This window comes from Candidatus Sodalis pierantonius str. SOPE (genome assembly GCF_000517405.1).
Lineage (GTDB): Bacteria > Pseudomonadota > Gammaproteobacteria > Enterobacterales > Enterobacteriaceae > Sodalis_C > Sodalis_C pierantonii.
The window spans coordinates 963433-988241 of the sequence record NZ_CP006568.1 but is presented as its reverse complement, the minus strand read 5'-3'; the positions used below and the strand labels follow the sequence as shown (position 1 = coordinate 988241).

Here is a 24809-nt window from a genome sequence, read left to right as displayed (position 1 = left end):
TTAGTGATAACTATCCGGACCTCGGAGGTTTTCGTGAACCAGCATTGATACGCCGGCTCCGTCCTGGGTGACCTCACTTTCACGACCGTGTTTCAATACGTTGGCTATGAAAGAGCGGTTAATGCACCCTTTCTCCAACGCCAGCGCGCAGGCCTTTTCCTGTCGCGTCGTCTCATAGCGCCGTTGCAGATTGAGTAGCCCCAGCACGGAGCGGTAAGCCTGCTCCGGATGGGCTTTGCTCTTTTGGATGGACTCGACCACTTTCAGTGTGCACACACCCACCGACAGCGCCCAACTGCACAGCCTTTCCGGCGTCCACTGACTCTGCCCCTTATGGTTAGCCGGCATGTGCGCCGCCTGAGTCGTGTGCCTATAGGAGTTATCGCTGCGAGGGTGCGTAGCCACGCAGACGCCCTTATGGTGGATTTGCACCAGCCGTTGGGTGGCGATGACGTCAACGCGCTCGCCAACCAGCGGATGCGGCACCGAGTACCAGTTTTTGCCGTAGTCTATGTGGTAATCAGGTCCCACTCGGGCAACGAGATACTCACTGTATTCCCATTGTGTGGGCGGTAGAGGCCCAAGAGCCGGTTTGTCCAGCTGCTCGAAGCGTTCAAGGCGACTTTGTCCGCCGTAATGACGCATCGGGCGCAGATTCAACTCATGATTGAGTTCTCGTATCACCTGGTTGAGTTCGGCCAGCGAGTAGAACCTACGTTTACGCAACCGGGCCAAAACCCAGCGTTCTACCAGCTGCACAGTTGATTCTGCCTTCGCCTTGTCTTTCGGTTTTCTCGGGCGCGCCGGTAGCACCACTGTCTCATAGTGATTTGCCAGCGCCTGGTAGCTCTGGTTTATGACCGGCTCATAGCGGTCAGGGGTGCTGACAGCGCTGCGCAGATTATCAGGTATCATCAGCTCCGGAACCCCACCCATGAAGTGCAGACAGCGGCTATTGGCGTTGAGCCACGATGCCATGTCCTGGCCTTCGCAGGCTTCGATATACGCATAGCCTGACACGCCCATGGCAGCGACGAAGATAGCGACCTGGCGTACGCTACTGGTCGCAGGGTTGACGATAGGTACGGTGGGGCCACAGAAGTCGATGAAGAGCTTTTCGCCAGCCTTGTGCTCCATGCGCATAGAACGCCGCTGCTTCTTTTTCCAGTCACGGAACAGTGCACAAAACTGTGAGTAACCGAGGGCATCACCGCCCACGGCGGACTGATATTCCATCCAGAGCAGCTGCTTGGTCATGCCCTTGCGGCTTAACTCGGTATCGATATCAAGCCAGCTGGGTAAGGTATTGATAACTTTTCCGGATTTGCCGGGATAGAGCAGGCGGTCGAGGTCGACGGGGGACAGTTCCGCCGGCAATGGCCAGACCAGGTTAGCTACCGTGAATCGGCCGAGGATATCGTGCACGGTAGTACAGCCTATGCCGAGCGCTGCTGCGATAGTGCGATTCGAGCGACGCTGCTCGAATTTCATACGTAAGATATTAATATAGATGCACATTTCCGTTCTCGCTTTCTTTTTTTTACGTGCCATGCCATGCCCCCGGAAGCTAAAAGTCTCCAGAGTATGGCGGAACAGAAGATGAGCGATCGGACAGAATCGGAATCGCTGATCGGGCGACCGGAATCAGTGATCGGATGAAATCAGAATTAGTGATCGGGTGAAATCGGAATCAGTGATCGGATGTGACCGGAACCAGCACGGGCAACGAAAGGCAGCGCGGGCTGGCGGTCTATGGCCGTTAACGCGTTCTGCCGTTAAGCGACGGATGGGTTATCTGACGGCAGTAATCTACTGAAGGTAATAACAATGAAAAACGTTTTAAGGCATTATCGGTGACGTATTTGCGCCCTACTCTTTGTTGCCATCAGCATCAATTACCTTAATCGCCAGGTGCTCGGTATTCTCAAACCCGAATTAGCGGCGAGATTTCACTGGACCGAAACGGATTACGGCTATGTCGTAACGATATTTGCCTTTTGCTACGCGCTTGGCATGGTTTTCGCCGGAAAATTCGCCGACCGGTTCGGCGTCAAGATGGGCTACAGCGTCTGCGTGTTGGTTTGGAGCCTAGCCTGCTGCGGTCATGCTATTATCCGCAACATGTTGGGATTCGGCGTTATGCGCGCCTTTCTCGGCCTGGCGGAGGCGGACAGTTTTCCCTGTGCGGTAAAAGCGGTGTCGGAATGGTTTCCGCGCAAAGAGCAGTCATTGGCCGTGGGCATTATTACCTCCGGCACCAGTATCGGTGCCGTATTAGCGCCGGCGTTGTTCCCCTGGCTCGCGGTAAGCTTCGGCTGGCAAAGCGCCTTTTTGTTGACCGGTATTCCAGGCTTCATCTGGTTTGCCTTCTGGTATGTCATGTATTATGCGCCGCAGAAACATCCTCGCGTCACCCCGCAGGAATTACAGGTCATTCGACAGGATAAAGAGACGGTCCAGGAAAAGGATGACGGGCAAACCGTCGGTTGGTTTTCGCTGTTCAAACACCGCGCCACCTGGTCAATCGTGGTCGGTAAAGGCATGACCGACCCCATCTGGTGGTTTTTATTATTCTGGCTGCCCTCTTATTTCAATAGCCGCTTTAATCTGGATTTGCAGCGCCTCGGTCTGCCGCTCATCATTGTGTATGTGTCCACCTACATCGGTAGCGTGTTGGGCGGTTGGGCGGCGTCGACGTTTATCGCCCGGGGCTGGTCCGTGAGCCGCGCCCGCCAAACGACGATGCTGGGGCTTGCGGTGCTGGTCATGCCGCTAATGACGGCGCCGTGGATTGATAATATGTGGATCATTGTCGGATTGCTGAGCTTGACCGTGGCGGCGCATCAGGGCTGGTCGGCCAATATGTTTACCCTGGCGTCCGATATGTTTCCCAAACGGGTCGTGGCGTCGGTCGTGGGCATTGGCGGTATGGCGAGCGGCTTGACCTCGGCGCTGTTTCCGTTTGTGGTCGGCGCGGTGCTCGATCATTTCAAGGTGTTGGGCAAAATCGGTTTGGGCTACAACGTTCTGTTTATCATCTGCGGCTTCACCTATATCGCGGCATGGTTATGCATGCGCCTTATCTATCCGTCACAGCAGAAAGTGCTCCTCACCCAGACCGCCGTCCAGGACGTCCAAACGACGCCGCGTCCCAGTTAATTCCCGAGAAAAGCATCATGAGGTAATGACCAAGTTATAAAAATGTTATGTTGATCACCACTTACTTACTAGTAAGTAAGTGTAACTACTTACGCGCTACCCCCGCCCAACACGATGAGGACACATTATGAGCGATAATATCGCTTTATACCGGCATGGGGCCGTGGCTGAAGTGGTGATCAACCGGCCGGAGAAAATGAACGCCATGACGCCGGAAATGAGTGAAGCCCTGGCGTTGCTGTTTACCCGGCTCAATGAGGAGGACGCGGTGCATGTCATCCTGCTGAGAGGCGAAGGCGAACGGGCCTTCAGCGCCGGCAGCGATTTGCGAACGCTCTCCAGCTATCATTCAGCCATGGATTTCCGCCAACGCACCGATTACGGCACGACCGTGCGCCGCGCGCGCAAGCCGGTAGTGGCGGCGCTTAAAGGCTGGGTGCTTGGCGGTGGCCTGGAAATGATGCTGGCGGCGGATATCCGCGTGGCGGGCCATAGCGTCAAATTCGGCGCGCCGGAGGTGGTGCGCGGCTGGGTGGGCGGCGGCGGCGCCTCGCAATTACTGCCGCGGCTGGTGGGCTATGGTCAGGCGATGAGGTTATTGTTAAGCGGCGACAACATCGACGCACAGGAGGCCTGGTGCATTGGCTTGGTGGAATACCTGGTGGCGGATAATGAGGTCAACGACACCGCCCTGTCTTTATGCCAGCGATTGGCTGAACATCATCCGTTAGCGGTCCAGGCCGTCAAGAGCGCCGTTCGCGCCTCGTTATCCATGCCGCTGGAAGCCGGCATGCAATATGAGAACGAATTGACCACCTTATGCTTTGCCGTCAGCAATTACCAACAAGGCGCGGAGACGTTTAGCCAACAACGATCGTGACACACCCGGCGCAGGCTGGCGTTTCCTTTCAAAGGACACCACGCCCGCAATATCAGATCTTTGCCGGCCGCCCCGCGGCGGCAATAAGATCCCATAAGGCTAAACGCTCTTCTTATTATGTTGTGAGGAAGAACTTCACGTCCTGTGTGCAGGAGAACGTTCGATGAACCCGATATCGCAGCAACCCGAAAAAATCGATAACAATGTCAAACGCGCCATTTTTGCGGCTTTGTTGAATAAATCGAACTTTTAGGTGACTGGCGGCTCTGATCACTACATTCGTTTCAACATCAGGTCCCCATGGCAAAGCAAAAGTTTAAAATCACCAACTGGCCCGCATATAACAATGCGCTCAGGCAGCGGGGGGACCTGACAGTATGGCTTGATGAGTCAGCCATTGCTGCATGGACTGAGAGTACACCACCTGAACATCGTGGCCGGCCGCTTCACTACACCGATATGGCCATTACCACGGTTCTGATGATAAAGCGCGTGTTTAACCTTTCGCTCCGGGCGTTACAGGGTTTCGTTGACTCGATTTTTAAACTGATGGGGCTGTCGCTGCGCTGCCCAGATTACTCTCTGGTCAGCCGGCGAGCAAAAACCGTCGACATCAGCATAAAAACGCCAACCCGCGGCGAAATCTCACACCTGGTCATCGATGGCACCGGCCTGAAAATCTTCGGCGAAGGCGAATGGAAAGTCAGGCAGCATGGGGCTGAGAGGCGCAGAGTATGGCGCAAGCTTCATCTGGCAGTAGATAGCGCGACACATGAAATTATCTGTGCCGATTTATCGCTAAGCGGTACGACAGATGCGCAGGCGCTGCCCGGGCTGATTAACCAAACCCACCGGAAAATCAGGAAAGCGTCGGCTGACAGTGCTTACGATACGCGTTACTGTCATGATGCTCTGCTGAGGAAAAAAATAAAGCCGCTTATCCCACCGCGAAGTGGTGCGCAATATTGGCCAGCTCGATACCATGAGCGTAACCATGCGGTGGCAAATCAGCATCTGAGCGGCAATAACGATACCTGGAAAAAGAAAGTAGGTTATCACCGGCGTTCACTGGCTGAAACGGCCATGTTCCGGTTTAAAATACTTCTGGGTGGTCATCTGAGTCTGCATGACTATGACGCGCAGGTAGGTGAGGCTATGGCAATGGTCAAAGCGCTTAACCGGATCACGTTGTTAGGAATGCCAAACAGCGTCCGCATCATGTAACAATCGCCCTGATAGGGAGGAAGTCGTCAAAAATTTCGGATTTATTCAACAAAGCGCATTTTTGCATCAACGCTGGGAACCATTATCGAGTGGTACGATTACGGATTATATGCCGCCGCCTCCGGGCTGATTATTAATAAACTGTTCTTCCCTCAGCTCAGCCAGCTCGGCGGTATGTTGGCGGCCTTTGCCACCTTCGCCATCGGCTTTATTATCCGCCCCGTGGGCGGCATCGTTATTTCACATATTGGCGATAAGTTTGGCCGTAAACCCGCCCTCATCTTCTGTATTTCCATTATGGGGGTGGCCACCGTCGGGGTCGGTCTGCTGCCGACATGGCACAGCATTGGCATATGGGCGCCGATATTATTAATTTTCCTGCGCATTTTGCAGAGTTTCGGCGCCGGCGCCGAACTGGCGGGCGCCATTACTTTGGTCGCGGAATACACGCCGGTTAAACGACGCGGCTTTTTTACCGCCATCCCCAATACCGCCACCAATTTCGGCGTTTTGATCGCGACTCTGACATTCCTGTTTTTCTCCTGGCTGCCGGAAGAGACGTTATTAAGCTGGGTATGGCGCGTGCATTTCCCGCTCTCGGTGCTGTTGTTTGTGATAGCGTTTTATATTCGCTCCAAGCTGGCCGAAACGCCGGAATACGTAAATGCCATGGATAAAACGCAGCGCCAGCGTCAGCAGCAAAATGCCCGATACGCCAACTGTTTAGGGAGAGTCCACGCGAGTTGCTTTGTGGTTTCTTCGCCATGGGGGGGCATCAGGCGCTGACCTATGTCCTTAACACCTTAGCGCTCAGTTATATGATAAACACCCTCGGCATGTCGAAAACGGACGGCCTGATGGTATTAATCATCGCGTTGACGTTTACGCTTATTTGCGGACCGATTGGCGGATGGTTGGCCGACCGCTATGGCAGCGTCAAAATATTTATTTACGGCGCCCTGTTTGCGTTGTTCTTTGTCTATCCGCTGTTTTATCTCGTAGATACCAAAAATACCTTGCTGGCGGCGCTTGGCGTCAGTGCGATTTATGGCATCAGTTGGGGATGCACCGGCGGCGCACAGGGGGATTTTCTCTCAAATTTATTTCCCACCCGTTATCGGTTTTCCGGCATTGCCATGTGCCGAGAACTGTCCGGCGCCCTTATCGGCGGCGCGCCCGCCGCCGGGCTGGACGCCGGTGCCGCGCGCAATTACAGCGCGTTGGTGGATCAGCCCTATCAGTTCGACTTTTATGATGACGGCGGGATTGATATCGCCTTTCTGTCGGCGGCGGAAATCGACGCCGGCGGCAGCGTCAATATCAGCCGCTTCGCCAAGAAACTCATCGGCGTTGGGGCTTTGTTGAATAAATCGAACTTTTAGGTGACTGGCGGCTATGATCACTACATTCGTTTCAACATCAGGTCCCCATGGCAAAGCAAAAGTTTAAAATTACCAACTGGCCCGCATATAACAATGCGCTCAGGCAGCGGGGGGACCTGACAGTATGGCTTGATGAGTCAGCCATTGCTGCATGGACTGAGAGTACACCACCTGAACATCGTGGCCGGCCGCTTCACTACACCGATATGGCCATTACCACGGTTCTGATGATAAAGCGCGTGTTTAACCTTTCGCTCCGGGCGTTACAGGGTTTCGTTGACTCGATTTTTAAACTGATGGGGCTGTCGCTGCGCTGCCCAGATTACTCTCTGGTCAGCCGGCGAGCAAAAACCGTCGACATCAGCATAAAAACGCCAACCCGCGGCGAAATCTCACACCTGGTCATCGATGGCACCGGCCTGAAAATCTTCGGCGAAGGCGAATGGAAAGTCAGGCAGCATGGGGCTGAGAGGCGCAGAGTATGGCGCAAGCTTCATCTGGCAGTAGATAGCGCGACACATGAAATTATCTGTGCCGATTTATCGCTAAGCGGTACGACAGATGCGCAGGCGCTGCCCGGGCTGATTAACCAAACCCACCGGAAAATCAGGGAAGCGTCGGCTGACAGTGCTTACGATACGCGTTACTGTCATGATGCTCTGCTGAGGAAAAAAATAAAGCCGCTTATCCCACCGCGAAGTGGTGCGCAATATTGGCCAGCTCGATACCATGAGCGTAACCATGCGGTGGCAAATCAGCATCTGAGCGGCAATAACGATACCTGGAAAAAGAAAGTAGGTTATCACCGGCGTTCACTGGCTGAAACGGCCATGTTCCGGTTTAAAATACTTCTGGGTGGTCATCTGAGTCTGCATGACTATGACGCGCAGGTAGGTGAGGCTATGGCAATGGTCAAAGCGCTTAACCGGATCACGTTGTTAGGAATGCCAAACAGCGTCCGCATCATGTAACAATCGCCCTGATAGGGAGGAAGTCGTCAAAAATTTCGGATTTATTCAACAAAGCGCGGCGTTGGCGGATTTATCAACATCAGTCAAAACTCCAAAAAAATGGTATTCGGCGGCACCTTTACCGCCGGCGGTCTGCGCGTGGCCTGCGATGAAGGCCAGTTGCGCATTGTGCAAGAAGGCGCCCACCAGAAGTTTGTCGCCGCACTGCAACAGGTCTCCTACAGCGGTCCCTACGCCAGCCAGCGGGGCCAGACAGTGCTGTTTGTCACCGAGCGCGCCGTTTTCCGGGTGGTCGACGGCGCGCTGGAATTAACGGAAATCACGCCGGGTATCGATCTCGAGCGCGATATTTTGCAGCAGATGGGTTTTCGCCCCCGTATCTCCGCCGAGCTTAAAACGATGGATGCCCGGCTGTTCTCGCCGCAGCCCATGGGCCTGCACCGCGAGATGGCGGCGAAAACGCGCCAACGGCATCCGCGCCTTGCGCAACTTCCGCCGCAGGCCGCGCTATGAATGCGTTAACCATCGACAGCAGCACGCGGCTGTACGGTATTGTGGGCGATCCCATTTCCCAGGTGAAAACGCCTCAGTTAATGAACGCTTATTTCCAGCAGCAGGGCATCAACGCGGTCTGCGTGCCGTTGCAGGTTGCCACGGCAACGTTCGAGGCCAGTCTGCGCGGCATCATGGCGCTGGGCAATATCGCGGGCCTGGTCATCACCGTACCCCATAAAATACGCGCCGGCGCCCTGGCGGATGCGCTTTCCGCGCAGGCGCGGCAAGTCGGCGCCGTGAACGTGCTTCGGCGCGACGCGCAAGGGGCCTGGTTTGGCGATATGTTCGACGGCGCAGGCGCTGGCGGCACGCATCAACGCCCAGTATCCGCAACGGCCGGCGCGGGTGAGCACCGCACCCGCCGAACTGCAGGGCATCAACCTGCTTATCAATTGCTCTCCCATCGGCATGAAGCCGGATGATGGGCTTCCCGCGCCGTTTGCCGACTTCGATCCCGCGTTGCAGGTGGTGGATATCATCATGCATCCGCCCGAAACGCCCCTTATCGCCCACGCGCGCCGGGCGGGCTGTCGGGCGACCAACGGCAGACCGATGATTGAAGGACAGCTGACGACCTTCTTGCGATTTTTCGATCTGTATGCCGAGGCATCGCCATGCCGCCATTAACCTTGACACCAAAGCAGTTATCGTTGAATACCGCCACCCTCGGCCCCAACGCGTCGTTAGAGGATGCCGTGCGCGGCTGCGTTAAATATGGCTTTGGCGGCATCGCGCCCTGGCGGGACAAAGTCGCCGAAGTGGGATTAGCGCAGGCCTGCCGTCTAATAAAAAAGGCCGGTCTTACCGTCAACGGACTGTGGCGCGGCGGTCTGTTTCCCGCCGCGGACCGCTCGGCGCGGGCAAAAATCCGCGCCGATAACCTGCGGGCCATTGAGGAAGCCGCGGCGCTGGAGGCGGCGTGTCTGGTGCTGGTAGTCGGCGGACTGCCTGCGGGAGATAAAGATCTGGACAGCGCGCACCGCCAGGTCGAGAAGGGCATCGCACAGATGCTGGCGCCGGCGCGCGCGGCCGGGGTGTCCCTGGCGATTGAGCCGCTACATCCGATGTACGCCGGGGACCGCGCCTGCGTCAATACGCTCGCCCAGGCGTTGGCGCTTTGCGAGCGTCTGGGGCCGGAAGTGGGGATTGCCGCCAACGTTTATCATATTTGGTGGGATCCCGACGTCCTACATCAACTATAGCGGATCGCCCAGGCCCAGCGCCTGCTGGCGTTCCATCTCAGCGATTGGTTGGTGCCGACCCGTCATCTGCTGACCGATCGCGGCATGATAGGCGACGGCGTCATCGATTTGCCGCGGTTGTGCCAACGCGTGGCCGACGATGGCTATCGCGGCCTGTGTGAAGTGGAAATTTTCTCCGCCGACGCCTGGTGGCGGCAGCCGGTGGATGTGACGTTAAGCACCATCATTCAACGATTGCCTGTACTAGGCAGTAAAGAGGATCGTAATGAAAATCACACCCTGACCCCGGCCCGTTTGCTGCCCGCGATAAACCGTATGTGGGCGCTATCGGCCAGCAAAATCAGCGCCATAGATGCCGATTTCGATCGCGCCCAGGGCGCGCCGGTGCATACCGTCGCCGGACGCTATCAGCCCAAAGGCTGGACGGATTGGACGCAGGGATTTGAATACGGCAGCGCGCTGCTGCAATTCGATGCCACCGGCGAGCAGGCTTTTCTGGATCGGGCGCTGACGCGCATCCGCGTCGATATGCCGCAGCATATTACCCATTTCGGCGAGCATGATCACGGTTTCAACCAAGTGAGCACTTACGGTAATTTGCTGCGCCTGATGGCAGAAGGAAAGCTGCCGGCCGATCCGGGCCGCCAAGATTATTACCGGTTGGCGCTTCGCTGTTCAGGGGCGGTGCAAGCCTACCGCTGGACCTCTCTCGGCGCCGGTGAAGGTTATATCCACTCCTTTAACGGGGCACACTCGCTGTTTATCGACACGCTGCGTACCCTGCGGGTGTTGCTGTTGGCACACGATCTGGGGCAGTAAATGAAAGTCGAGGGCGATGAGGCCATCTCACTGTTGGATCGCTTCCTGGCCCATGCCCTCACCAGCGCGCTATTGCGTATTCTACGGCGAAGGTCGGGATATTTATGATATCCGCGGCCGATCGGCCCACGAGGCAATCTTCAACCCGCGCAACGGCGCATTTCGCTGCGTCGGCACCCAGCAAGGCTACTCCGGCTTCTCTACCTGGACCCGCGGTCTGAGCTGGGCGATATGCGGTTTCGCGGAGCTGCTGGAGTATTTGCAGGCGCTGCCCGCCGAGACATGGCGCGCCTCGCAGGACAGAACCCACACCATGGCGGCGTTGGAAAAGGCCGCCGCCGTTTGCGATTTTTATCTGGCGTTTACCACCCTCGACGGCATTCCCTATTGGGATACCGGCGCCCCCGGCCTGGCCACGCTCGAGGCGCCCTATGAAAAAGACTCGGATCCCGCCAACGCCGTCGAGCCCGTGGACAGCTCCGCCGCGGCGATTGCGGCGCAGGGCCTGTTGCGATTCGGCGCCTGGCTCGACGGCCAACACCGCCCCGGCGCGGACCGCTACCGCCAGGCCGGATTGACCGTGCTGCAGACGCTGCTGGACGACCGCTATCTCAGTCTGTCGCCGCAGCATCAAGGCCTCTTGCTGCACAGCCAATACCATCGCCCCAACGGCTGGGATTATGTGCCGGAAGGCCACCGCAACCCGTTCGGCGAAGCCACCATGTGGGGGAATTATCATCTGCGCGAGCTGGCGCTTTATGTGCAGCGAATGGCGGAAAATGGCCCCTATCTGACGTTTTTCAGCCCCCTAGGAGACGCATGATGCCTCAGCAACGTCAGGCCGCTACCGCATTAATCACCGGCGGGCGCCTGGGCATTGGTTTGGCCATCGCCAGACGGCTGGCGGCCATCCCATCGCGGTGACCGGCATCGGTGAGGCCGATGCGCCCACGCGCGCCGCCGTGGCAGAGCTGGAAAAGTACGGCGTACCGGTCGGCTATTTCGCCAGCGACATTGCCTCGACGGCGGGCCATGCCGCCGTGCTTGATAGCATTGAGCGGCAGTTGGGACCGATTGCGGTACTGGTTTCCAATGCCGGCATTGCGCCCCCTGAGCGGTTGGATGTGCTCGACACCACGACGGCAAATTTTGATGCGGTACTGAACACCAATCTGCGTGGGGCGTTTTTTTTCGCCCAAGCGGTCGCCAAACGCATGCTGACCAGGCCAGCCGCGGAAGGCGCGCGCAGCATCGTTTTTATTTCTTCCTGTTCCGCGCAAATGGTGTCGGTGAACCGGCTGGAATATTGCGTCGCCAAAGCGGGACTCGCCATAGTGGCGCAGGGAATGGCAGCGCGTCTGGCCGCTGACGGTATCGGGGTTTTTGAGGTCCGTCCCGGCATCATCCGTACCGATATGACCGCCGGCGTGAATGAGAAATATGACCGTCTTATCGGCGACGGTCTGGTCCCCGCACAGCGCTGGGGACAAGGCGATGATATCACCGCAGCTGTCGCCATGCTTATCAAACCCGAGGCGTTTTTCGCCACCGGCTCGGTTATCCACGCCGACGGCGGGTTAACCCTGCAACGCCTATAGATCCGCGCCAGCCGCAAGCGGGCGCGGCGCAAATAAAGGAGGTAGTATGTCACCATCCGCTACCGTCCCCGACACGGGACGGCAGTTACCGGCCGGCGAATACGGTTATGGCGCTTTGCAGCCGGGGGATCGTTATGATACCCAGGCGATAACCCTCACGGAGTCGCATATTGTCGCGTTCGCGGGCATTACCGGCGATTTTTTGACGTGCATATGGATGGATACTTTCGCCCGCCAGCAGGGGTTTCCCGGCCGCATCGCCCAAGGTTTATTAGGGCTGGCGCTCATCGACGGCTTGAAAACCCGTTCGACGGTGCGGCTGTGCGGCATCGCGACCCTGGGCTGGAACTGGTCATTCTGCGCGCCGCTGCTGCCGGGCGATCGCATTTATGCCGAAATTACCGTGGTGAGCAAGCGGCCGACCAAGCGGGCCGATAGAGGTATCGTGACCTTTGCCCTGCGGATGATCAATCAGCATGAGGCTGTCGTGCAGCAGGGCGAAACCCAGTTAATGATGCAGCAATAGGATCGCTACAGGCCGCCGGCGCGGCGTCTTCGCTTTGAAGCGCCGCCATTCTCCTCGCGCAAAATAACGCGCGGTGTTTTGCTATCCCCCTGAAAAAACGCTAAATATTCTGCCTACCGTCACCCATTAATCATAATATGCAGATAAAGCCATAGGTGTTGCAGGGAGCAGTGGCATTCGCTGGCCTAGAGGGGATTATGTCAAAACCAGAATACAACCAGGGCCTGACAACCAGCAGCTCAATGCAAGAAAAGATCAAAGAGGTCACGCGCAACTTGCTGATTGCTCATGGTTACCATAAGACCACCTTTGGCGTTATCGCTAAAGCCTTAAAGATCACCACCACCAATATTCATTATCATTTCGGCAATAAAAATCATCTCGTGGAAATCGTGGTGCGGGAATATGTGGCCGAAGCCAAGAAGAATCACAGTATTATCTGGCTGGATACCACCACCACGCTCGAACAAAAAGTCGCCCAGGTGGTGGCGTATAACTACCGGCTGTATCGCAAATATACCCCTGATGATAAGGGCAGACATCCCTGGAGTTTGATTGGCCGGCTGCGCCTTGAGAGCGATGTGCTTTCCGAAGCCGCCTGTCGCTCCCTGGCGTCGTTCACGCAGACTATGCAGGACGTGATTAGCCAGGCGGTGGAATATGCCTGGCAGCAGGGACAGCTAAAGGTCGATACGCCACGGCAGGATTTGGTATTTTTGCTGACCAATTTGGTGGACAACTCATCGGTGTTTGCCCAGGATGCGGGGAGCTTTGCGCGCCTGGAGCAATTCTTCACCGCTTTCTCCCGGGTGGTGTTATCCCCGTCTACACTCTTGAGCCGCCAACGCGCGGCGACAACGAAACGTAATTTATTACCGCAGGGCCCACACGGCCACTGGCGCGACTATCCACCCGCCGCCGGGGCGATGCGGCTACTGCCGTCACCCTCCGCGCTGCCGGGACCCTAGGTTCTTTGCCGGGCGGCGCCAGAATAGGGCAGCGCCCGCCTGCGGGGCTTATTTGCCGAACATCTCCCGAATCCAGTTCGCCACGCCGTTGCTGTCTTTCTGCTCATCCTGCGGCGGGGCGCTTTGCTGTGGTTGCCCGCTGGGCGCGGCGTCAGACTGTGGTTGCACCTGCGCCTGGGCCGGCTGGCATAGCGACTGCGGATCGTCCGTCCACACCGGCAACGTGCGCATCACGCTGCCGCCGTTACAGACAAAATTGCCGGCATAGTCGATGGACATCTGGCTGATACCCTCCGACGGCGTCAAGTTCAGCGTCAACGGCGCCTGGTTCTCCAGATAACGACGATACAGCGTCAGCGCGCCGTTGGCGCCGGTCAACTTGGCGGGACCGTTGTTATCGCGGCCGACCCAAGCGATGGACACCTCTTTGCCGTCGATACCGGCGAACCAGCTATCGCGCAAATCGTTAGTGGTCCCGGTTTTCGCCGCCAGATGCGAAGACGGGAATTTCACCGACAGCGAACGCGATGTCCCGCGCGCCACCACCTGTTGCATCGCATACAACGTCAAGTAAGCGGCCTGGGCCGGTACCACCCTCTCCGCCTGCGGGAAGCTTTGATACAGCACGGTGCCGTCCTCCTCTATCACCGATCGCACCGCCGACAGCGTGGCATGGTTACCGCCGCTGGCGATGGTCTGGAACTCCTGCGCCACTTCCATCGGCGTGAGGCTGATGGCACCAAGCAGCATGGAGGGGACCGGGTTCAGCACCGAGGACGGTATGCCAAGCTTCACCAGGGTAGAGGTAATACGATCAAGCCCCACCGACAGGCCGAGGTTGACCGTCGGCACGTTAAGCGAATTGGTCAACGCATCCACCAGCATCACTTTACCGCGGAACTGCCGATCATAGTTTTTGGGCGACCATAGGCTGCCGTTCGGCTGCTTGAGGGTAATCGGTTCATCGGCAATCCAGGTATTGAGCCGATATTTATCCGGCTCGCTCAGCGCGGTCAGATAGGTGGCCGGTTTTGCCAGCGATCCCACCGAGCGCCGCGCCTGCATTGCGCGGTTAAAGCCGGCGAATTGCGGCTCCGCCCCGCCGACCATGGCGCGCACTTCGCCGCTGAAGCGATCGACTACCACCATCGCGGCCTCCAGATCCTTAACGCCGCGCCCGGCGCGCAACGCGGGCACGCCCGCCTCCACCGCTTTTTCCGCCGCATCCTGCGACAGGGAATCCAAGGTGGTGAAGATCTTGACGCCGGACAGATCGTTGAATTTGTCGCCCAGCTTGCTTTGCAGCTCTTCGCGCACCATCTGCATGAAAGCCGGCTGCGGCGTCAATACCCCCCCGCGCGGCTGCACCCCCAGCGGGCGGGCGCTGAGCATGTTATACAGCTCGCCGTCGATGATTTGCTGATTCTCCAGCAGTTTCAGCACCAGATTGCGGCGCTCCAGCGCCAGCTTGGGGTTGCGCCAAGGATTATACAGCGACGCTCCTTTCACCATCCCCACCAGCATCGCCTGCTGATCGAGACTGAGTTCATCCACCGGACGGCCGAAATAGTACAGGCTGGCCAGCGGGAAACCGCGAATCTGATCGCCGCCGCTCTGGCCGAGATACACCTCGTTCAGATACAGCTCCAGGATGCGATCCTTGCTGTAACGGTAATCGACGATCAACGCCATATAGGCTTCATTGGCCTTGCGCCACAGCGAGCGTTCGTTGGTCAAAAACAGGTTTTTCACCAGCTGCTGCGTTAGCGTACTCCCCCCCTGCACCGCGCGACCGGCGGTAATATTGGCCAGCAAGGCGCGGCCGATGGAGGAGAAGCTGATACCGTCATGCTCGTAGAAATGCCGGTCTTCGGTGGCTATCAGGGTATCCACCAGCAGGTCCGGGAAACCGGCGCGCGGTACGAACAGCCGCTGTTCGCCCTTGGACGATTGCAACATGGTGATCAAACGCGGATCGAGGCGGAAAAAGCCGAAATTACGCTGGGTGTCCTGGTTTTTGATCTCCAGGAGCTGATTCTTGGCGAACGTCATACGGGCATGGATTTGCCCCTCTTTGCCGTCCGGGAAATCGAACGGCCGGCGCAGCAGCTCAATGCTGTTGCCGCGCACGGTGAATTCGCCCGGCCGGGTAATTCGCGACACCTCGCGGTACTGCATGCCTTCGAGCAGCGTCGCCATGTCGCTGCGGCTGTAGGACATTCCCGGCTCCAAACTCACCATGCGGCCATAAACCGCCGCCGGGAGTTGCCAGACTTTGCCATCGATGCGGTGACGGACCTGCGCATCCAAATACACGCCATAGATAGCGATAACGACGACGAACAGCAGCACGAGGCGGATAAACCAGCCCAGCAGCCGGCGTTTCTTGCGCGGCGCGCCTCCCCTTTCCTTTCGCGGCGGCATCACGTACTCCTCTTCGTCATCATCATCATAATCATCATCCCGCCGGCGGCGCGGTGCAGCCTTGCGCGGAGCCTTGCGGCCTGACGGTCGTCCATGACGTCCGATAGGTTCACGGTCATCCCCAGACATCGTTAATTACTCTCCCTACTGCCGACGGCTAAACCGTCTACTCTGTTCCCACCCCGGCCTGGCCGAAAGCGGAAACCTCTGAATTTCCGTTATGACGTTTTACGGGTACGCCGGGTAGGCAGCGCCCGCGCCGGATCGTCCGGCCAGGGGTGTTTCGGATAACGCCCTTTCATCTCTTTTTGCACCTCGCGATAGGCGCCGCGCCAAAACGCCGCTAAATCACGGGTGATTTGCAGCGGCCGGTGGACGGGCGATATCCAGCGGCAGCGCCAGACGGATACGGGCGTCCGGGCTCTGGCTCAGTTGCAGCAGACCGGGGGCTATCAGCCACTCCAGGCCGCTGTCCACCACCAGGCGAATGCCCTCAATGGTTAAGCTGGTCTCGGCGATATTGGTGGCCAGCACCACCTTGCGGCGTCCTTCGGGCGCCGGGCGGATGGCGCGCTGCTGGGCCTCCAGGGGCAAGGCGCCGTAAAGGGGGCACAGCATCACCTCCTCCGCCACCCGCTCGCCAAGCAGCCCCTGCACCCGGTTGATTTCCGCCACGCCGGGCAAAAACAGGAGCAGCGAACCGGCCTGCTGTCGCAGCAGTTGCTGCGCCGCGCCGGCAATAGCCTCTTCCGTTCGCGTCTGGGCCGGCAGCGCCTGATAGCGGCGCTCCACCGGAAAGCTACGCCCGGCGGAGCGGATCACCTGCGCCTGCGGCAACAGCTGGCTGAGCCGGCGATCGTCAAGGGTCGCGGACATAATAAGCACCTTCAGATCGTCTCGCAGGCCGCGCTGCACATCCAGCAGCAGCGCCAGCGCCAGATCCGCCTGCAGGCTGCGCTCGTGAAATTCATCCAGGATCACCAACGAGACGCCGTCGAGCGCCGGATCCTGCTGCAATTGCCGCGTCAAAATGCCCTCGGTAACCACCTCCAGCCGGGTTGCTGGACAGCAGCGGCTCTCGTTGCGCATCCGGTAGCCGACCGTCTGGCCCGGACGCTCGCCCAACTATTCCGCCAGCCGCAGCGCTACGTTCTTAGCCGCCAGGCGCCGCGGCTCCAGCATCACCACCCTGCCCGGCAGGCCACCGCTGCGCAGAATTTCCAGCGGCAGCCAGGTCGATTTGCCGGCGCCGGTCGGCGCGTGCAGCATCACCTGCGCGGCGCTTTGCAGGGCGGCGAGCAATTCATCAACCACGGCACTGACCGGTAATAACGCCACAACGTCTCCGCGAAAAGGTTAACATTCCAGGGCAGGCATTGTAGCATCGCTGCATCCTGGAACAATGATCGGTTCCGCCCGCCGCGCGTAGCGAACGCGGCCGCGGGTGCCACCTCATGATAAAAAGCCCGCTTATGCCCGCATTGAGCCCCCGCCGGCCCGCCGACGCGTCTTGCGCACCGCGCCGACTGTTCTTCGCCCTGACGCTGTCGCCCGCGCGGCGCCGTCAGTTGGTGGACTGGCGCGCGGCGCGCTTTCCCGCTGAAACCGGCCGGCCCGCAACGGTTGTTACCAAAGTTCGCTGCCGTTTCATCCGCACATTTCGCTCTGGCGACAGGCGACCCAACCGGTGGCGCTACCGCCGGACACGCCGGGCTGGACGACCCGCGTAAGCCGATTCGGACTCTGGCTATCGGCGTTTGACAACGGCGCGTGCGCTATAGGCTGATGCAGGACTGGCCCCTGCGCCGCGACGGCCCACAGTAAGGAAAACCCATGCAATTCGAGCCCGCCCTCAAGCCTGCCCGACTCATACAGCGCTATAAACGTTTTCTTGCCGATGTGGTGACGCCCGATGGGGAAGCCTTAACGGTTCACTGCGCCAACACCGGCGCTATGACCGGCTGCGCCACCCCTGGCGATACGGTTTGGTACTCCACCTCGGATAATCGCAAACGTCGTTATCCGCACAGTTGGGAACTAACTGAAACCGCCAGCGGTCAATTGATAGGGATCAATACGCTGCGCGCCAACGCCTTGGTTGGGGAAGCGCTGCGGGCTGAAACGATTCCCAAGCTGGCGGGCTACGCGCGTCTTCGCGGCGAAGTGCGATATGGCGCAGAGAACAGCAGGATAGATTGGTTATTATCGGCAGAAGACCGCGCGGACTGCTATATTGAGGTGAAATCCGTGACGTTATTGCAACACCAGTCGGGCTATTTCCCGGATGCGGTAACGCTACGGGGTCAAAAACATTTACGAGAATTACAGGCAATGGCGGAAATGGGGTATCGTGCGGTGCTGTTTTTCGCCGTGCTGCATTCGGGTATCGACCGGGTGTCGCCGGCCCGCCACATTGACCCCCACTATGCCGATCTGGTATTACAGACTCAGCAGTCAGGCGTAGAAGTCCTGTGCTATGGTTGTCAGCTATCCCGGCACGGCATGCGGATCCACGCGCCGCTGCCGATAATTATTTCATAGGGCGGTGAACCGTGAAATGGTGTAAAATGCATCAGTTTTCCAAAGTTTACCGTCGCGCCAAATACGCCTTTCCTGACACCGTTGTCAAGTAGGCGTTAGGAATAATTGCCAACCTTAACGTCATCTGCTATTTATAGCGGCCTGTTTTTTTCCCCACGTTGGGGATCGCTAGTGCGTATTAGAAGGAGAAGCAACATGCAAGAAGGGCAAAACCGTAAGACATCCTCCTTGAGCATTCTCGCCATCGCCGGGGTGGAACCATACCAGCAAAAGCCTGGTGAAGAGTACATGAATGAAGCCCAGCTTCTGCATTTCAAGCGCATTCTTGAAGCGTGGCGTAATCAACTCAGAGATGAAGTGGGGCGTACCGTCTCGCATATGCAGGATGAGGCCGCCAACTTCCCCGATCCGGTAGACCGTGCCGCGCAGGAAGAAGAGTTCAGTCTTGAGCTGCGTAATCGTGACCGGGAACGTAAACTCATCAAGAAAATTGAGAAAACCCTCAAGAAAGTGGAAGATAACGATTTCGGCTTCTGCGAATCCTGCGGGGTGGAAATCGGTATTCGTCGCCTGGAAGCGCGTCCGACCGCCGATTTGTGCATCGACTGCAAGACTCTCGCCGAAATTCGCGAAAAACAGATGGCAGGGTAAGTGTGAACCCGGATTACTGCGGTGTCGTTTAGGGAAAATCATGACATCGCGGTAGCTGCGTAGTTACGCCTTTTTCACCATCATGCCAACCTCTGCTCCCTACATCGGGAGTTTCGCCCCTTCGCCGTCCGGCGCGCTTCATTTCGGTTCTCTCGTCGCCGCCCTCGACAGCTATTTGCAGGCGCGCGCCTGTGGTGGCCAATGGCGGGTGCGCATTGAGGATATCGACCCACCGCGGGAAGTGCCCGGCGCCGCCGATACCCTTTTACCCCAGCTCAACCATTACGGCCTGCATTGGGACGGGCCGGTCATGTATCAGTCGCAGCGGCACGAGGCCTATCTCAGAGTGCTGGCGACGCTGCGCCAACGCGGCCTGAGCTACTATTGCGACTGTACGCGCAGCCGTATCCAAAGTTTGGGCTGTCATTACGACGGTCACTGCCGCGATAGGCGGATCCCCGCCGAGGGCGCGGCCATTCGTCTGCGTCAAACCGCGCCGGTGTTCCATTTCCACGACCGGCTGCGGGGCCGAATCGAGGCCGACCCTGCGTTGGCGCGGGAGGATTTTATCATCCGCCGCCGCGATGGGCTGTTCGCTTATAATCTGGCGGTGGTGGTGGATGATGCCGCCATGGACGTGACGGAGGTGGTGCGCGGCGCCGATCTCATCGCGCCGACGGTGCGCCAATTGTCGCTCTATCGTCAATTAGATTATAAAGAACCTGATTATGTCCATCTGCCGCTGGCGCTGTCGCCGGCGGGGCTGAGGCTGTTGAAACAAAATCACGCGCCGGCGCTGCCGATGAGCGATCCCCGGCCGCTGCTGGCGCAGGCGCTAGGGCTGTTAAATCAGCCGCTGCCGCCGCAATGGCGCGCTATGCGCCTTGAGAGTATGTTAAACTGGGCGGTGGACCACTGGCGGCTTGACGCCGTGCCGACCACCCCCGCCCCGTAAGGGACAATGCACCCGCCCATTCTCAAGCTTGGCGGGGTGAGCTATCATTAGCCGCTGTTTTACGTTGTTCCTGTTTATTTGTTACTATTGAGGTGTACTATTTTTACCCGAGTAGCCAACTTCTGTCGCAAGGTGCTCAATCGTGAAAGCGTGGAAACGGCATCAGAGGATAGACGCCCTTTGACGATTATCCCGCGCGACCAGCACTCCATCTCTCGTAAAGAGATCAGTGAAAATGCTTTAAAGGTGCTTTACCGCTTGAACAAAGCGGGATACGAAGCCTATTTGGTCGGCGGCGGCGTTCGCGATCTGCTGCTGGGTAAAAAACCCAAGGACTTCGACATCACGACCAGCGCCACGCCGGAGCAGATGCGTAAACTGTTTCGCAACTGCCGACTGGTTGGCCGCCGTTTTCGGCTGGCCCACGTCATGTTCGGGCCTGAGATTATCGAAGTCGCCACGTTTCGCGGCCATCATCAGGTGCTGGAGCCCGAGGAAGGCGCCACGGGGGCCGCCCTCACCGGCCACAACGGCATGCTGCTGCGCGACAATATTTTCGGCTCCATCGAAGAAGACGCCCAGCGCCGCGACTTCTCGGTGAACAGCCTGTATTACAGCGTGGCCGATTTTACGCTGCGCGACTATACCGGCGGACTGAAAGATTTACGCGAAGGGACGATTCGCCTGATTGGCGATCCGGAAACCCGCTATCGGGAAGACCCGGTCCGCATGCTGCGCGCAGTACGCTTTGCCGCCAAGCTGGACATGACCATCAGCCGCGAAACCGCCGAACCGATCCCCCGACTGGCGGCGCTGCTGCACGATATTCCCCCGGCGCGGCTGTTTGAAGAAGCCCTCAAGCTGCTACAGGCAGGCTACGGTGAAGCCACCTACCGCCTGCTGTGCGAATACCAACTGTTCCAACCGCTGTTTCCGTTGATAAGCCGTAACTTTACCGAGCATGGCGACAGTTATATGGAACAGATGGTGATCCGCGTACTGGCCAACACCGATCAGCGTTTGCGCAATGATATGCGGGTCAATCCGGCTTACTTATTCGCCGCCATGCTGTGGTATCCGCTGTTAGAACATGCGCAGAAACTGACCCAGGAAAGCGGCCTGTCCTATTTTGACGCTTTCTCGCTGGCGATGAACGACATTCTCGACGAACAGTGCCGCACGCTGGCGATACCCAAACGCTTAACCGCCCTGATGCGCGATATGTGGCAACTTCAGCTGCGGCTCTCTCGCCGCCAGGGCAAGCGCGCCCACAAGCTGATGGAACATCCCAAATTCCGTGCCGCCTATGATTTGCTGACGCTGCGCGCCGACGTGGAAAACAACGCCGAACTGCAGCGGCTCAGCCGCTGGTGGGGGGAGTTCCAAGTGGCCGCGCCGCCGCGGCAAAAGAACATGTTGACCACGCTCGGCGATGACGCGCCGGCCCGCGCACGTCCGCGCCGTCGGGCACCCAACCGCGACAGCGCCTGATGGAACGCGTCTGGCTGGCTGTGGGCAGCAACCTGTCCGAACCGTTGCAGCAGGTAAGCGCCGCTCTCGAGGCGCTGGCGAGCTTGCCGCACACCCACCTTGTCGCCTGTTCATCCTACTACCGCAGCCGCCCGCTCGGCCCGCAGGATCAGCCCGATTTCCTGAACGCCGTGGTGGCGCTGGACACCGCCCTCGCGCCGGAAACGCTGCTTAATCACACTCAGTCGATCGAATTACGTCAGGGACGCACCCGCAAGGCGCATCGCTTCGGACCCCGCACGCTGGATCTGGATATTCTGCTCTTCGGCGATCGCATTATCGCCACCAACCGCCTAACGGTGCCGCATTACGACATGTGCAACCGCGAATTCATGCTGTATCCCCTCGCCGAGCTGGCGCCGGAGCGGCGCTTCCCCGACGGCGGCACGCTGGCCGAGCGACTACGTCAGGTGCCGCGCAATGGTCTTGTCTATTGGGATGAGGAGCACCGCTACCGCAAGGCGTAAACGCCCTCCGCCCGTCCGGCGCCGACGCGACGCATTAACGTGCGCCGGCGCGGCGTAAGGCCTTAGCCTCCTTTACCGGGTCACCGCGCGCCTTGCGCAAGTCTAGTCAAATACCCAAATGTTTTGTGCGATAAACGCTATACTCCCGGCAAAGCTTCCATTAAAATAAGCCCCACTCCTTAAGCTTACAGCGGGCACGCGGCTTTGTTAAATAAATCGAACTTTTAGGTGACTGGCGGCTCTGATCACTACATTCGTTTCAACATCAGGTCCCCATGGCAAAGCAAAAGTTTAAAATCACCAACTGACCCGCATATAACAATGCGCTCAGGCAGCGGGGGGGCCTGACAGTATGGCTTGATGAGTCAGCCATTGCTGCATGGACTGAGAGTACACCACCTGAACATCGTGGCCTGCCGCTTCACTACACCGATATGGCCATTACCACGGTTCTGATGATAAAGCGCGTGTTTAACCTTTCGCTCCGGGCGTTACAGGGTTTCGTTGACTCGATTTTTAAACTGATGGGGCTGTCGCTGCGCTGCCCAGATTACTCTCTGGTCAGCCGGCGAGCAAAAACCGTCGACATCAGCATAAAAACGCCAACCCGCGGCGAAATCTCACACCTGGTCATCGATGGCACCGGCCTGAAAGTCTTCGGCGAAGGCGAATGAAAAGTCAGGCAGCATGGGGCTGAGAGGCGCAGAGTATGGCGCAAGCTTCATCTGGCAGTAGATAGCGTGACACATGAAATTATCTGTGCCGATTTATCGCTAAGCGGTACGACAGATGCGCAGGCGCTGCCCGGGCTGATTAACCAAACCCACCGGAAAATCAGGGAAGCGTCGGCTGACAATGCTTACGATACGCGTTACTATCATGATGCTCTGCTGAGGAAAAAAATAAAGCCGCTTATCCCACCGCGAAGTGGTGCGCAATATTGGCCAGCTCGATACCATGAGCGTAACCATGCGGTGGCAAATCAGCATCTGAGCGGCAATAACGATACCTGGAAAAAGAAAGTAGGTTATCACCGGCGTTCACTGGCTGAAACGGCCATGTTCCGGCTTAAAACACTTCTGGGTGGTCATCTGAGTCTGCATGACTATGATGCGCAGGTAGGTGAGGCAATGGCAATGGTTAAAGCACTTAACCGGATCACACTGTTAGGAATGCCAAACAGCGTCCGCATCATGTAACAATCGCCCTGATAGGGAGGAAGTCGTCACAAATTTCGGATTTATTCAACAAAGCGCGGGCACGCCCGCGGTACAGAGGTTGTATACCATGACCACCATTTCTCATTTGCGCAAATGGAAGCAACAACAGCGCAAATTCGCCTCCATTACCGCCTACGACGCCGCCTTTGCTCGCCTGTTCGCTGAACAGGGGATCAAGGTGATGCTGGTGGGCGACTCCTTGGGCATGACGATGCAGGGCCACGACTCTACGCTGCCAGTTACCGTAGAGGATATGGTTTATCATACCCGCTGCGTGCGGCGCGGCGCCCCCTCCTGCCTGCTGCTGGCCGATCTACCGTTCATGAGCTACGCGACGCCGTCTGAGGCCTATGACAATGCGGCGGCGCTGATGCGCGCGGGCGCCAACATGGTGAAATTGGAGGGCGGCGCGTGGCTGGCCGATACCGTTAGCGGTCTGACCGCGCGGGCGGTTCCCGTCTGCGGACACCTGGGCCTGACGCCGCAGTCGGTAAATATTTTCGGCGGCTATAAAATTCAGGGTCGCGATCCGGCCGGCGCCGAGCAGCTGCTGGCCGATGCGCTGGCGCTGGAACAGGCCGGCGCCCAATTGCTGGTGCTGGAATGCGTGCCGGGGGCGCTGGCGGAGCGCGTCACCCAGGCGTTGGGCATCCCGGTTATCGGCATCGGCGCCGGCGCCGTTACCGACGGCCAGATTTTGGTCATGCAGGACGCGCTCGGCATCACCGGCGATAGCGCGCCCTCCTTCGCCAAAAATTTTCTCGCGGCGGGCGGCAATATTGCCGCCGCCGTGCGCCGCTATGTGCAAGAGGTTGAAGCCGGCCACTTTCCCGCCGCCGAACACAGCTTTCACTCATGAAGGAGACTCGCGTGCTGATTATCGAAACGCCGCCGACGCTGCGTCAGACGGTTAAACAGTGGCGTCAGGAACATAAACGTATCGCCCTCATTCCGACAATGGGCAATTTGCATGAAGGGCATATGACGCTGATTGACGCCGGGCGCGCCCGCGCGGATAAAGTCGTAGTGAGCGTTTTCGTCAATCCGATGCAGTTCGACCGCCCGGAAGATCTGGCGGCTTATCCGCGCACGCTGCAAGAAGACTGTGAACAGTTGACCCGGCGCGGCGTGGACATGGTATTCGCTCCGGCGACCGCGGTGATTTATCCTGACGGTTTGGACAGTCAGACCTTTGTCGATGTGCCGCGCTTCGCCAATATCCTGGAAGGCGAAAGCCGCCCGGGCCATTTCCGCGGCGTGGCCACGATTGTCAGCAAACTGTTCAATCTGGTGCAACCGGACGTGGCCTGCTTTGGCGAAAAGGACTTTCAGCAATTGGCGCTTATTCGTCAACTGGTGCGGGACATGAGCTATGATATCGACATTATCGGCGTACCGACAGTCCGCGCCGCCGATGGTCTGGCGCTCAGTTCGCGCAACGGTTATCTGAGCGCCGAAGAGCGCCGTCTGGCGCCGCAGCTCAAGGAGGTGCTCACGCGGCTGGTGGCGCAGCTCGGCGCCGGGGAGCGCCATATCGACGGTCTGCTGGCGGCGGCGGCGGAGCAACTGCTACAGGCCGGTCTCACGCCGGATACGCTGGTTATCCACGACGCCGAAACCCTGCTGCCATTAACGGTCGACAGCCGGCGGGCGGTGGTGTTATTCACCGCCTGGCTGGGTAAGACTCGGCTAATCGATAATGCGCAAGTGGATCTCATTTCATAACGGTAAGAAGGC

The 24809-nt window shown here is 58.3% G+C and carries 23 protein-coding genes and 3 pseudogenes; 22 read left to right on the top strand and 4 right to left on the bottom strand.

The window, feature by feature from the left end:
- Window positions 1-1551 carry an IS21-like element ISSoEn3 family transposase gene (istA, locus tag SOPEG_RS05150; RefSeq protein ID WP_025244537.1) on the bottom strand — a complete coding sequence of 517 codons (1551 nt, stop codon included), beginning with the start codon at window positions 1549-1551 and terminating at the stop codon, window positions 1-3.
- A 309-nt stretch (window positions 1552-1860) separates the two neighbouring features.
- Here istA and SOPEG_RS05145 point away from each other — a divergent pair, with 309 nt between their 5' ends.
- The 14 genes and pseudogenes from SOPEG_RS05145 (at window position 1861) to SOPEG_RS29180 (ending at window position 13284) form a co-directional block, all read left to right on the top strand.
- A complete protein-coding gene (locus tag SOPEG_RS05145) occupies window positions 1861-3159 on the top strand; it encodes an MFS transporter (RefSeq protein ID WP_071882134.1) in 1299 nt (432 codons plus the stop codon).
- A gap of 127 nt (window positions 3160-3286) precedes the next feature.
- Window positions 3287-4039, top strand: a complete 753-nt coding sequence (locus SOPEG_RS05140) for an enoyl-CoA hydratase/isomerase family protein (RefSeq protein ID WP_038468275.1) — start codon at window positions 3287-3289, stop codon at window positions 4037-4039.
- Window positions 4040-4339: 300 nt separating this feature from the next.
- Complete coding sequence (locus SOPEG_RS05135; protein ID WP_025244536.1) at window positions 4340-5263, top strand: IS5-like element ISSoEn1 family transposase; 924 nt, start codon at window positions 4340-4342, stop codon at window positions 5261-5263.
- A gap of 39 nt (window positions 5264-5302) precedes the next feature.
- Window positions 5303-6049 (top strand): MFS transporter, encoded by a 747-nt coding sequence (locus SOPEG_RS30190; protein ID WP_081742936.1) that lies wholly within the window; start codon window positions 5303-5305, stop codon window positions 6047-6049.
- The gene (locus SOPEG_RS30185) at window positions 6028-6645 is read left to right on the top strand and encodes an MFS transporter (protein ID WP_051419490.1); all 618 of its coding nucleotides are present in this window, start codon (window positions 6028-6030) and stop codon (window positions 6643-6645) included. Before SOPEG_RS30190 ends, SOPEG_RS30185 begins: the two co-directional genes overlap by 22 nt.
- A 47-nt stretch (window positions 6646-6692) precedes the next feature.
- Complete coding sequence (locus SOPEG_RS05125) at window positions 6693-7616, top strand: IS5-like element ISSoEn1 family transposase (RefSeq protein ID WP_025243834.1); 924 nt, start codon at window positions 6693-6695, stop codon at window positions 7614-7616.
- Window positions 7617-7715: 99 nt separating this feature from the next.
- The gene (locus tag SOPEG_RS05120) at window positions 7716-8129 is read left to right on the top strand and encodes a hypothetical protein (protein WP_025244535.1); all 414 of its coding nucleotides are present in this window, start codon (window positions 7716-7718) and stop codon (window positions 8127-8129) included.
- Window positions 8126-8593, top strand: a complete 468-nt coding sequence (locus tag SOPEG_RS05115; RefSeq protein ID WP_025244534.1) for a shikimate dehydrogenase family protein — start codon at window positions 8126-8128, stop codon at window positions 8591-8593. Before SOPEG_RS05120 ends, SOPEG_RS05115 begins: the two co-directional genes overlap by 4 nt.
- Entirely contained in the window at window positions 8580-8798 is a 219-nt protein-coding gene (locus tag SOPEG_RS28665; protein ID WP_025244533.1) for a Rossmann-fold NAD(P)-binding domain-containing protein, read from the top strand. The genes SOPEG_RS05115 and SOPEG_RS28665 overlap by 14 nt, the downstream gene beginning before the upstream one ends.
- A pseudogene (locus SOPEG_RS30535) lies at window positions 8786-10192 on the top strand (sugar phosphate isomerase/epimerase family protein). Before SOPEG_RS28665 ends, SOPEG_RS30535 begins: the two are co-directional and overlap by 13 nt.
- A gap of 52 nt (window positions 10193-10244) precedes the next feature.
- The gene (locus tag SOPEG_RS28655; protein ID WP_200867864.1) at window positions 10245-11015 is read left to right on the top strand and encodes a glycoside hydrolase family 88 protein; all 771 of its coding nucleotides are present in this window, start codon (window positions 10245-10247) and stop codon (window positions 11013-11015) included.
- A gap of 97 nt (window positions 11016-11112) precedes the next feature.
- On the top strand, window positions 11113-11790 hold the full coding sequence (locus tag SOPEG_RS05095) for a 3-ketoacyl-ACP reductase (RefSeq protein WP_200867863.1): 678 nt from the start codon (window positions 11113-11115) through the stop codon (window positions 11788-11790).
- 46 nt (window positions 11791-11836) lie between these two features.
- A complete protein-coding gene (locus SOPEG_RS05090) occupies window positions 11837-12316 on the top strand; it encodes a MaoC family dehydratase (RefSeq protein ID WP_025244532.1) in 480 nt (159 codons plus the stop codon).
- 197 nt (window positions 12317-12513) lie between these two features.
- The gene (locus SOPEG_RS29180; protein WP_236851621.1) at window positions 12514-13284 is read left to right on the top strand and encodes a TetR/AcrR family transcriptional regulator; all 771 of its coding nucleotides are present in this window, start codon (window positions 12514-12516) and stop codon (window positions 13282-13284) included.
- Window positions 13285-13332: 48 nt separating this feature from the next.
- On the opposite strand, the gene mrcB is transcribed toward SOPEG_RS29180, so the two are convergent.
- From mrcB to SOPEG_RS05075, 3 genes and pseudogenes are all read right to left on the bottom strand, one after another.
- Window positions 13333-15837: a bifunctional glycosyl transferase/transpeptidase gene (gene mrcB, locus SOPEG_RS05080; RefSeq protein ID WP_025244530.1), complete on the bottom strand. Its 2505-nt coding sequence runs from the start codon at window positions 15835-15837 to the stop codon at window positions 13333-13335.
- A gap of 89 nt (window positions 15838-15926) precedes the next feature.
- Window positions 15927-16067, bottom strand: coding sequence for an ATP-dependent helicase C-terminal domain-containing protein (locus tag SOPEG_RS30785; RefSeq protein WP_417903446.1), 141 nt, complete (start codon window positions 16065-16067; stop codon window positions 15927-15929).
- 100 nt (window positions 16068-16167) lie between these two features.
- Window positions 16168-17046, bottom strand: a pseudogene (locus SOPEG_RS05075) (DEAD/DEAH box helicase); the annotation flags it as partial.
- 495 nt (window positions 17047-17541) lie between these two features.
- Between SOPEG_RS05075 and sfsA the strand changes: the two are divergent.
- The 8 genes and pseudogenes from sfsA (at window position 17542) to panC (ending at window position 24797) form a co-directional block, all read left to right on the top strand.
- A complete protein-coding gene (gene sfsA, locus SOPEG_RS05065) occupies window positions 17542-18249 on the top strand; it encodes a DNA/RNA nuclease SfsA (RefSeq protein WP_025244527.1) in 708 nt (235 codons plus the stop codon).
- Window positions 18250-18444: 195 nt separating this feature from the next.
- The gene (gene dksA / locus SOPEG_RS05060; RefSeq protein WP_025244526.1) at window positions 18445-18900 is read left to right on the top strand and encodes an RNA polymerase-binding protein DksA; all 456 of its coding nucleotides are present in this window, start codon (window positions 18445-18447) and stop codon (window positions 18898-18900) included.
- An 82-nt stretch (window positions 18901-18982) separates the two neighbouring features.
- Entirely contained in the window at window positions 18983-19855 is an 873-nt protein-coding gene (gene gluQRS / locus SOPEG_RS05055; RefSeq protein WP_038468272.1) for a tRNA glutamyl-Q(34) synthetase GluQRS, read from the top strand.
- A gap of 99 nt (window positions 19856-19954) precedes the next feature.
- Complete coding sequence (gene pcnB / locus SOPEG_RS05050) at window positions 19955-21346, top strand: polynucleotide adenylyltransferase PcnB (RefSeq protein ID WP_206777781.1); 1392 nt, start codon at window positions 19955-19957, stop codon at window positions 21344-21346.
- Window positions 21346-21852 (top strand): 2-amino-4-hydroxy-6-hydroxymethyldihydropteridine diphosphokinase, encoded by a 507-nt coding sequence (gene folK / locus SOPEG_RS05045; RefSeq protein WP_025244524.1) that lies wholly within the window; start codon window positions 21346-21348, stop codon window positions 21850-21852. The genes pcnB and folK overlap by 1 nt, the downstream gene beginning before the upstream one ends.
- A 275-nt stretch (window positions 21853-22127) precedes the next feature.
- A pseudogene (locus tag SOPEG_RS28650) lies at window positions 22128-23051 on the top strand (IS5 family transposase).
- Between the two features lie 88 nt (window positions 23052-23139).
- The gene (gene panB, locus SOPEG_RS05030) at window positions 23140-23931 is read left to right on the top strand and encodes a 3-methyl-2-oxobutanoate hydroxymethyltransferase (RefSeq protein ID WP_025244523.1); all 792 of its coding nucleotides are present in this window, start codon (window positions 23140-23142) and stop codon (window positions 23929-23931) included.
- 11 nt (window positions 23932-23942) lie between these two features.
- Window positions 23943-24797, top strand: a complete 855-nt coding sequence (gene panC, locus SOPEG_RS05025; protein ID WP_025244522.1) for a pantoate--beta-alanine ligase — start codon at window positions 23943-23945, stop codon at window positions 24795-24797.
- Window positions 24798-24809: the final 12 nt, after the last annotated feature.

What these genes read in the sequence shown, in the direction of transcription:
- dksA (WP_025244526.1), top strand. Translation starts at nt 18,445, where the DNA reads ATGCAAGAAGGGCAAAACCGTAAGACATCCTCCTTGAGCATTCTCGCC.
- SOPEG_RS05140 (WP_038468275.1), top strand. Translation starts at nt 3,287, where the DNA reads ATGAGCGATAATATCGCTTTATACCGGCATGGGGCCGTGGCTGAAGTG.
- SOPEG_RS28665 (WP_025244533.1), top strand. Translation starts at nt 8,580, where the DNA reads ATGAAGCCGGATGATGGGCTTCCCGCGCCGTTTGCCGACTTCGATCCC.
- mrcB (WP_025244530.1), bottom strand. Translation starts at nt 15,837, where the DNA reads ATGTCTGGGGATGACCGTGAACCTATCGGACGTCATGGACGACCGTCA.
- SOPEG_RS28655 (WP_200867864.1), top strand. Translation starts at nt 10,245, where the DNA reads ATGCCCTCACCAGCGCGCTATTGCGTATTCTACGGCGAAGGTCGGGAT.
- SOPEG_RS29180 (WP_236851621.1), top strand. Translation starts at nt 12,514, where the DNA reads ATGTCAAAACCAGAATACAACCAGGGCCTGACAACCAGCAGCTCAATG.
- SOPEG_RS05135 (WP_025244536.1), top strand. Translation starts at nt 4,340, where the DNA reads ATGGCAAAGCAAAAGTTTAAAATCACCAACTGGCCCGCATATAACAAT.
- SOPEG_RS05120 (WP_025244535.1), top strand. Translation starts at nt 7,716, where the DNA reads ATGGTATTCGGCGGCACCTTTACCGCCGGCGGTCTGCGCGTGGCCTGC.
- folK (WP_025244524.1), top strand. Translation starts at nt 21,346, where the DNA reads ATGGAACGCGTCTGGCTGGCTGTGGGCAGCAACCTGTCCGAACCGTTG.
- SOPEG_RS05115 (WP_025244534.1), top strand. Translation starts at nt 8,126, where the DNA reads ATGAATGCGTTAACCATCGACAGCAGCACGCGGCTGTACGGTATTGTG.
- istA (WP_025244537.1), bottom strand. Translation starts at nt 1,551, where the DNA reads ATGGCACGTAAAAAAAAGAAAGCGAGAACGGAAATGTGCATCTATATT.
- SOPEG_RS05090 (WP_025244532.1), top strand. Translation starts at nt 11,837, where the DNA reads ATGTCACCATCCGCTACCGTCCCCGACACGGGACGGCAGTTACCGGCC.
- panB (WP_025244523.1), top strand. Translation starts at nt 23,140, where the DNA reads ATGACCACCATTTCTCATTTGCGCAAATGGAAGCAACAACAGCGCAAA.
- SOPEG_RS30185 (WP_051419490.1), top strand. Translation starts at nt 6,028, where the DNA reads ATGGGGGGGCATCAGGCGCTGACCTATGTCCTTAACACCTTAGCGCTC.
- gluQRS (WP_038468272.1), top strand. Translation starts at nt 18,983, where the DNA reads ATGCCAACCTCTGCTCCCTACATCGGGAGTTTCGCCCCTTCGCCGTCC.
- SOPEG_RS05125 (WP_025243834.1), top strand. Translation starts at nt 6,693, where the DNA reads ATGGCAAAGCAAAAGTTTAAAATTACCAACTGGCCCGCATATAACAAT.
- sfsA (WP_025244527.1), top strand. Translation starts at nt 17,542, where the DNA reads ATGCAATTCGAGCCCGCCCTCAAGCCTGCCCGACTCATACAGCGCTAT.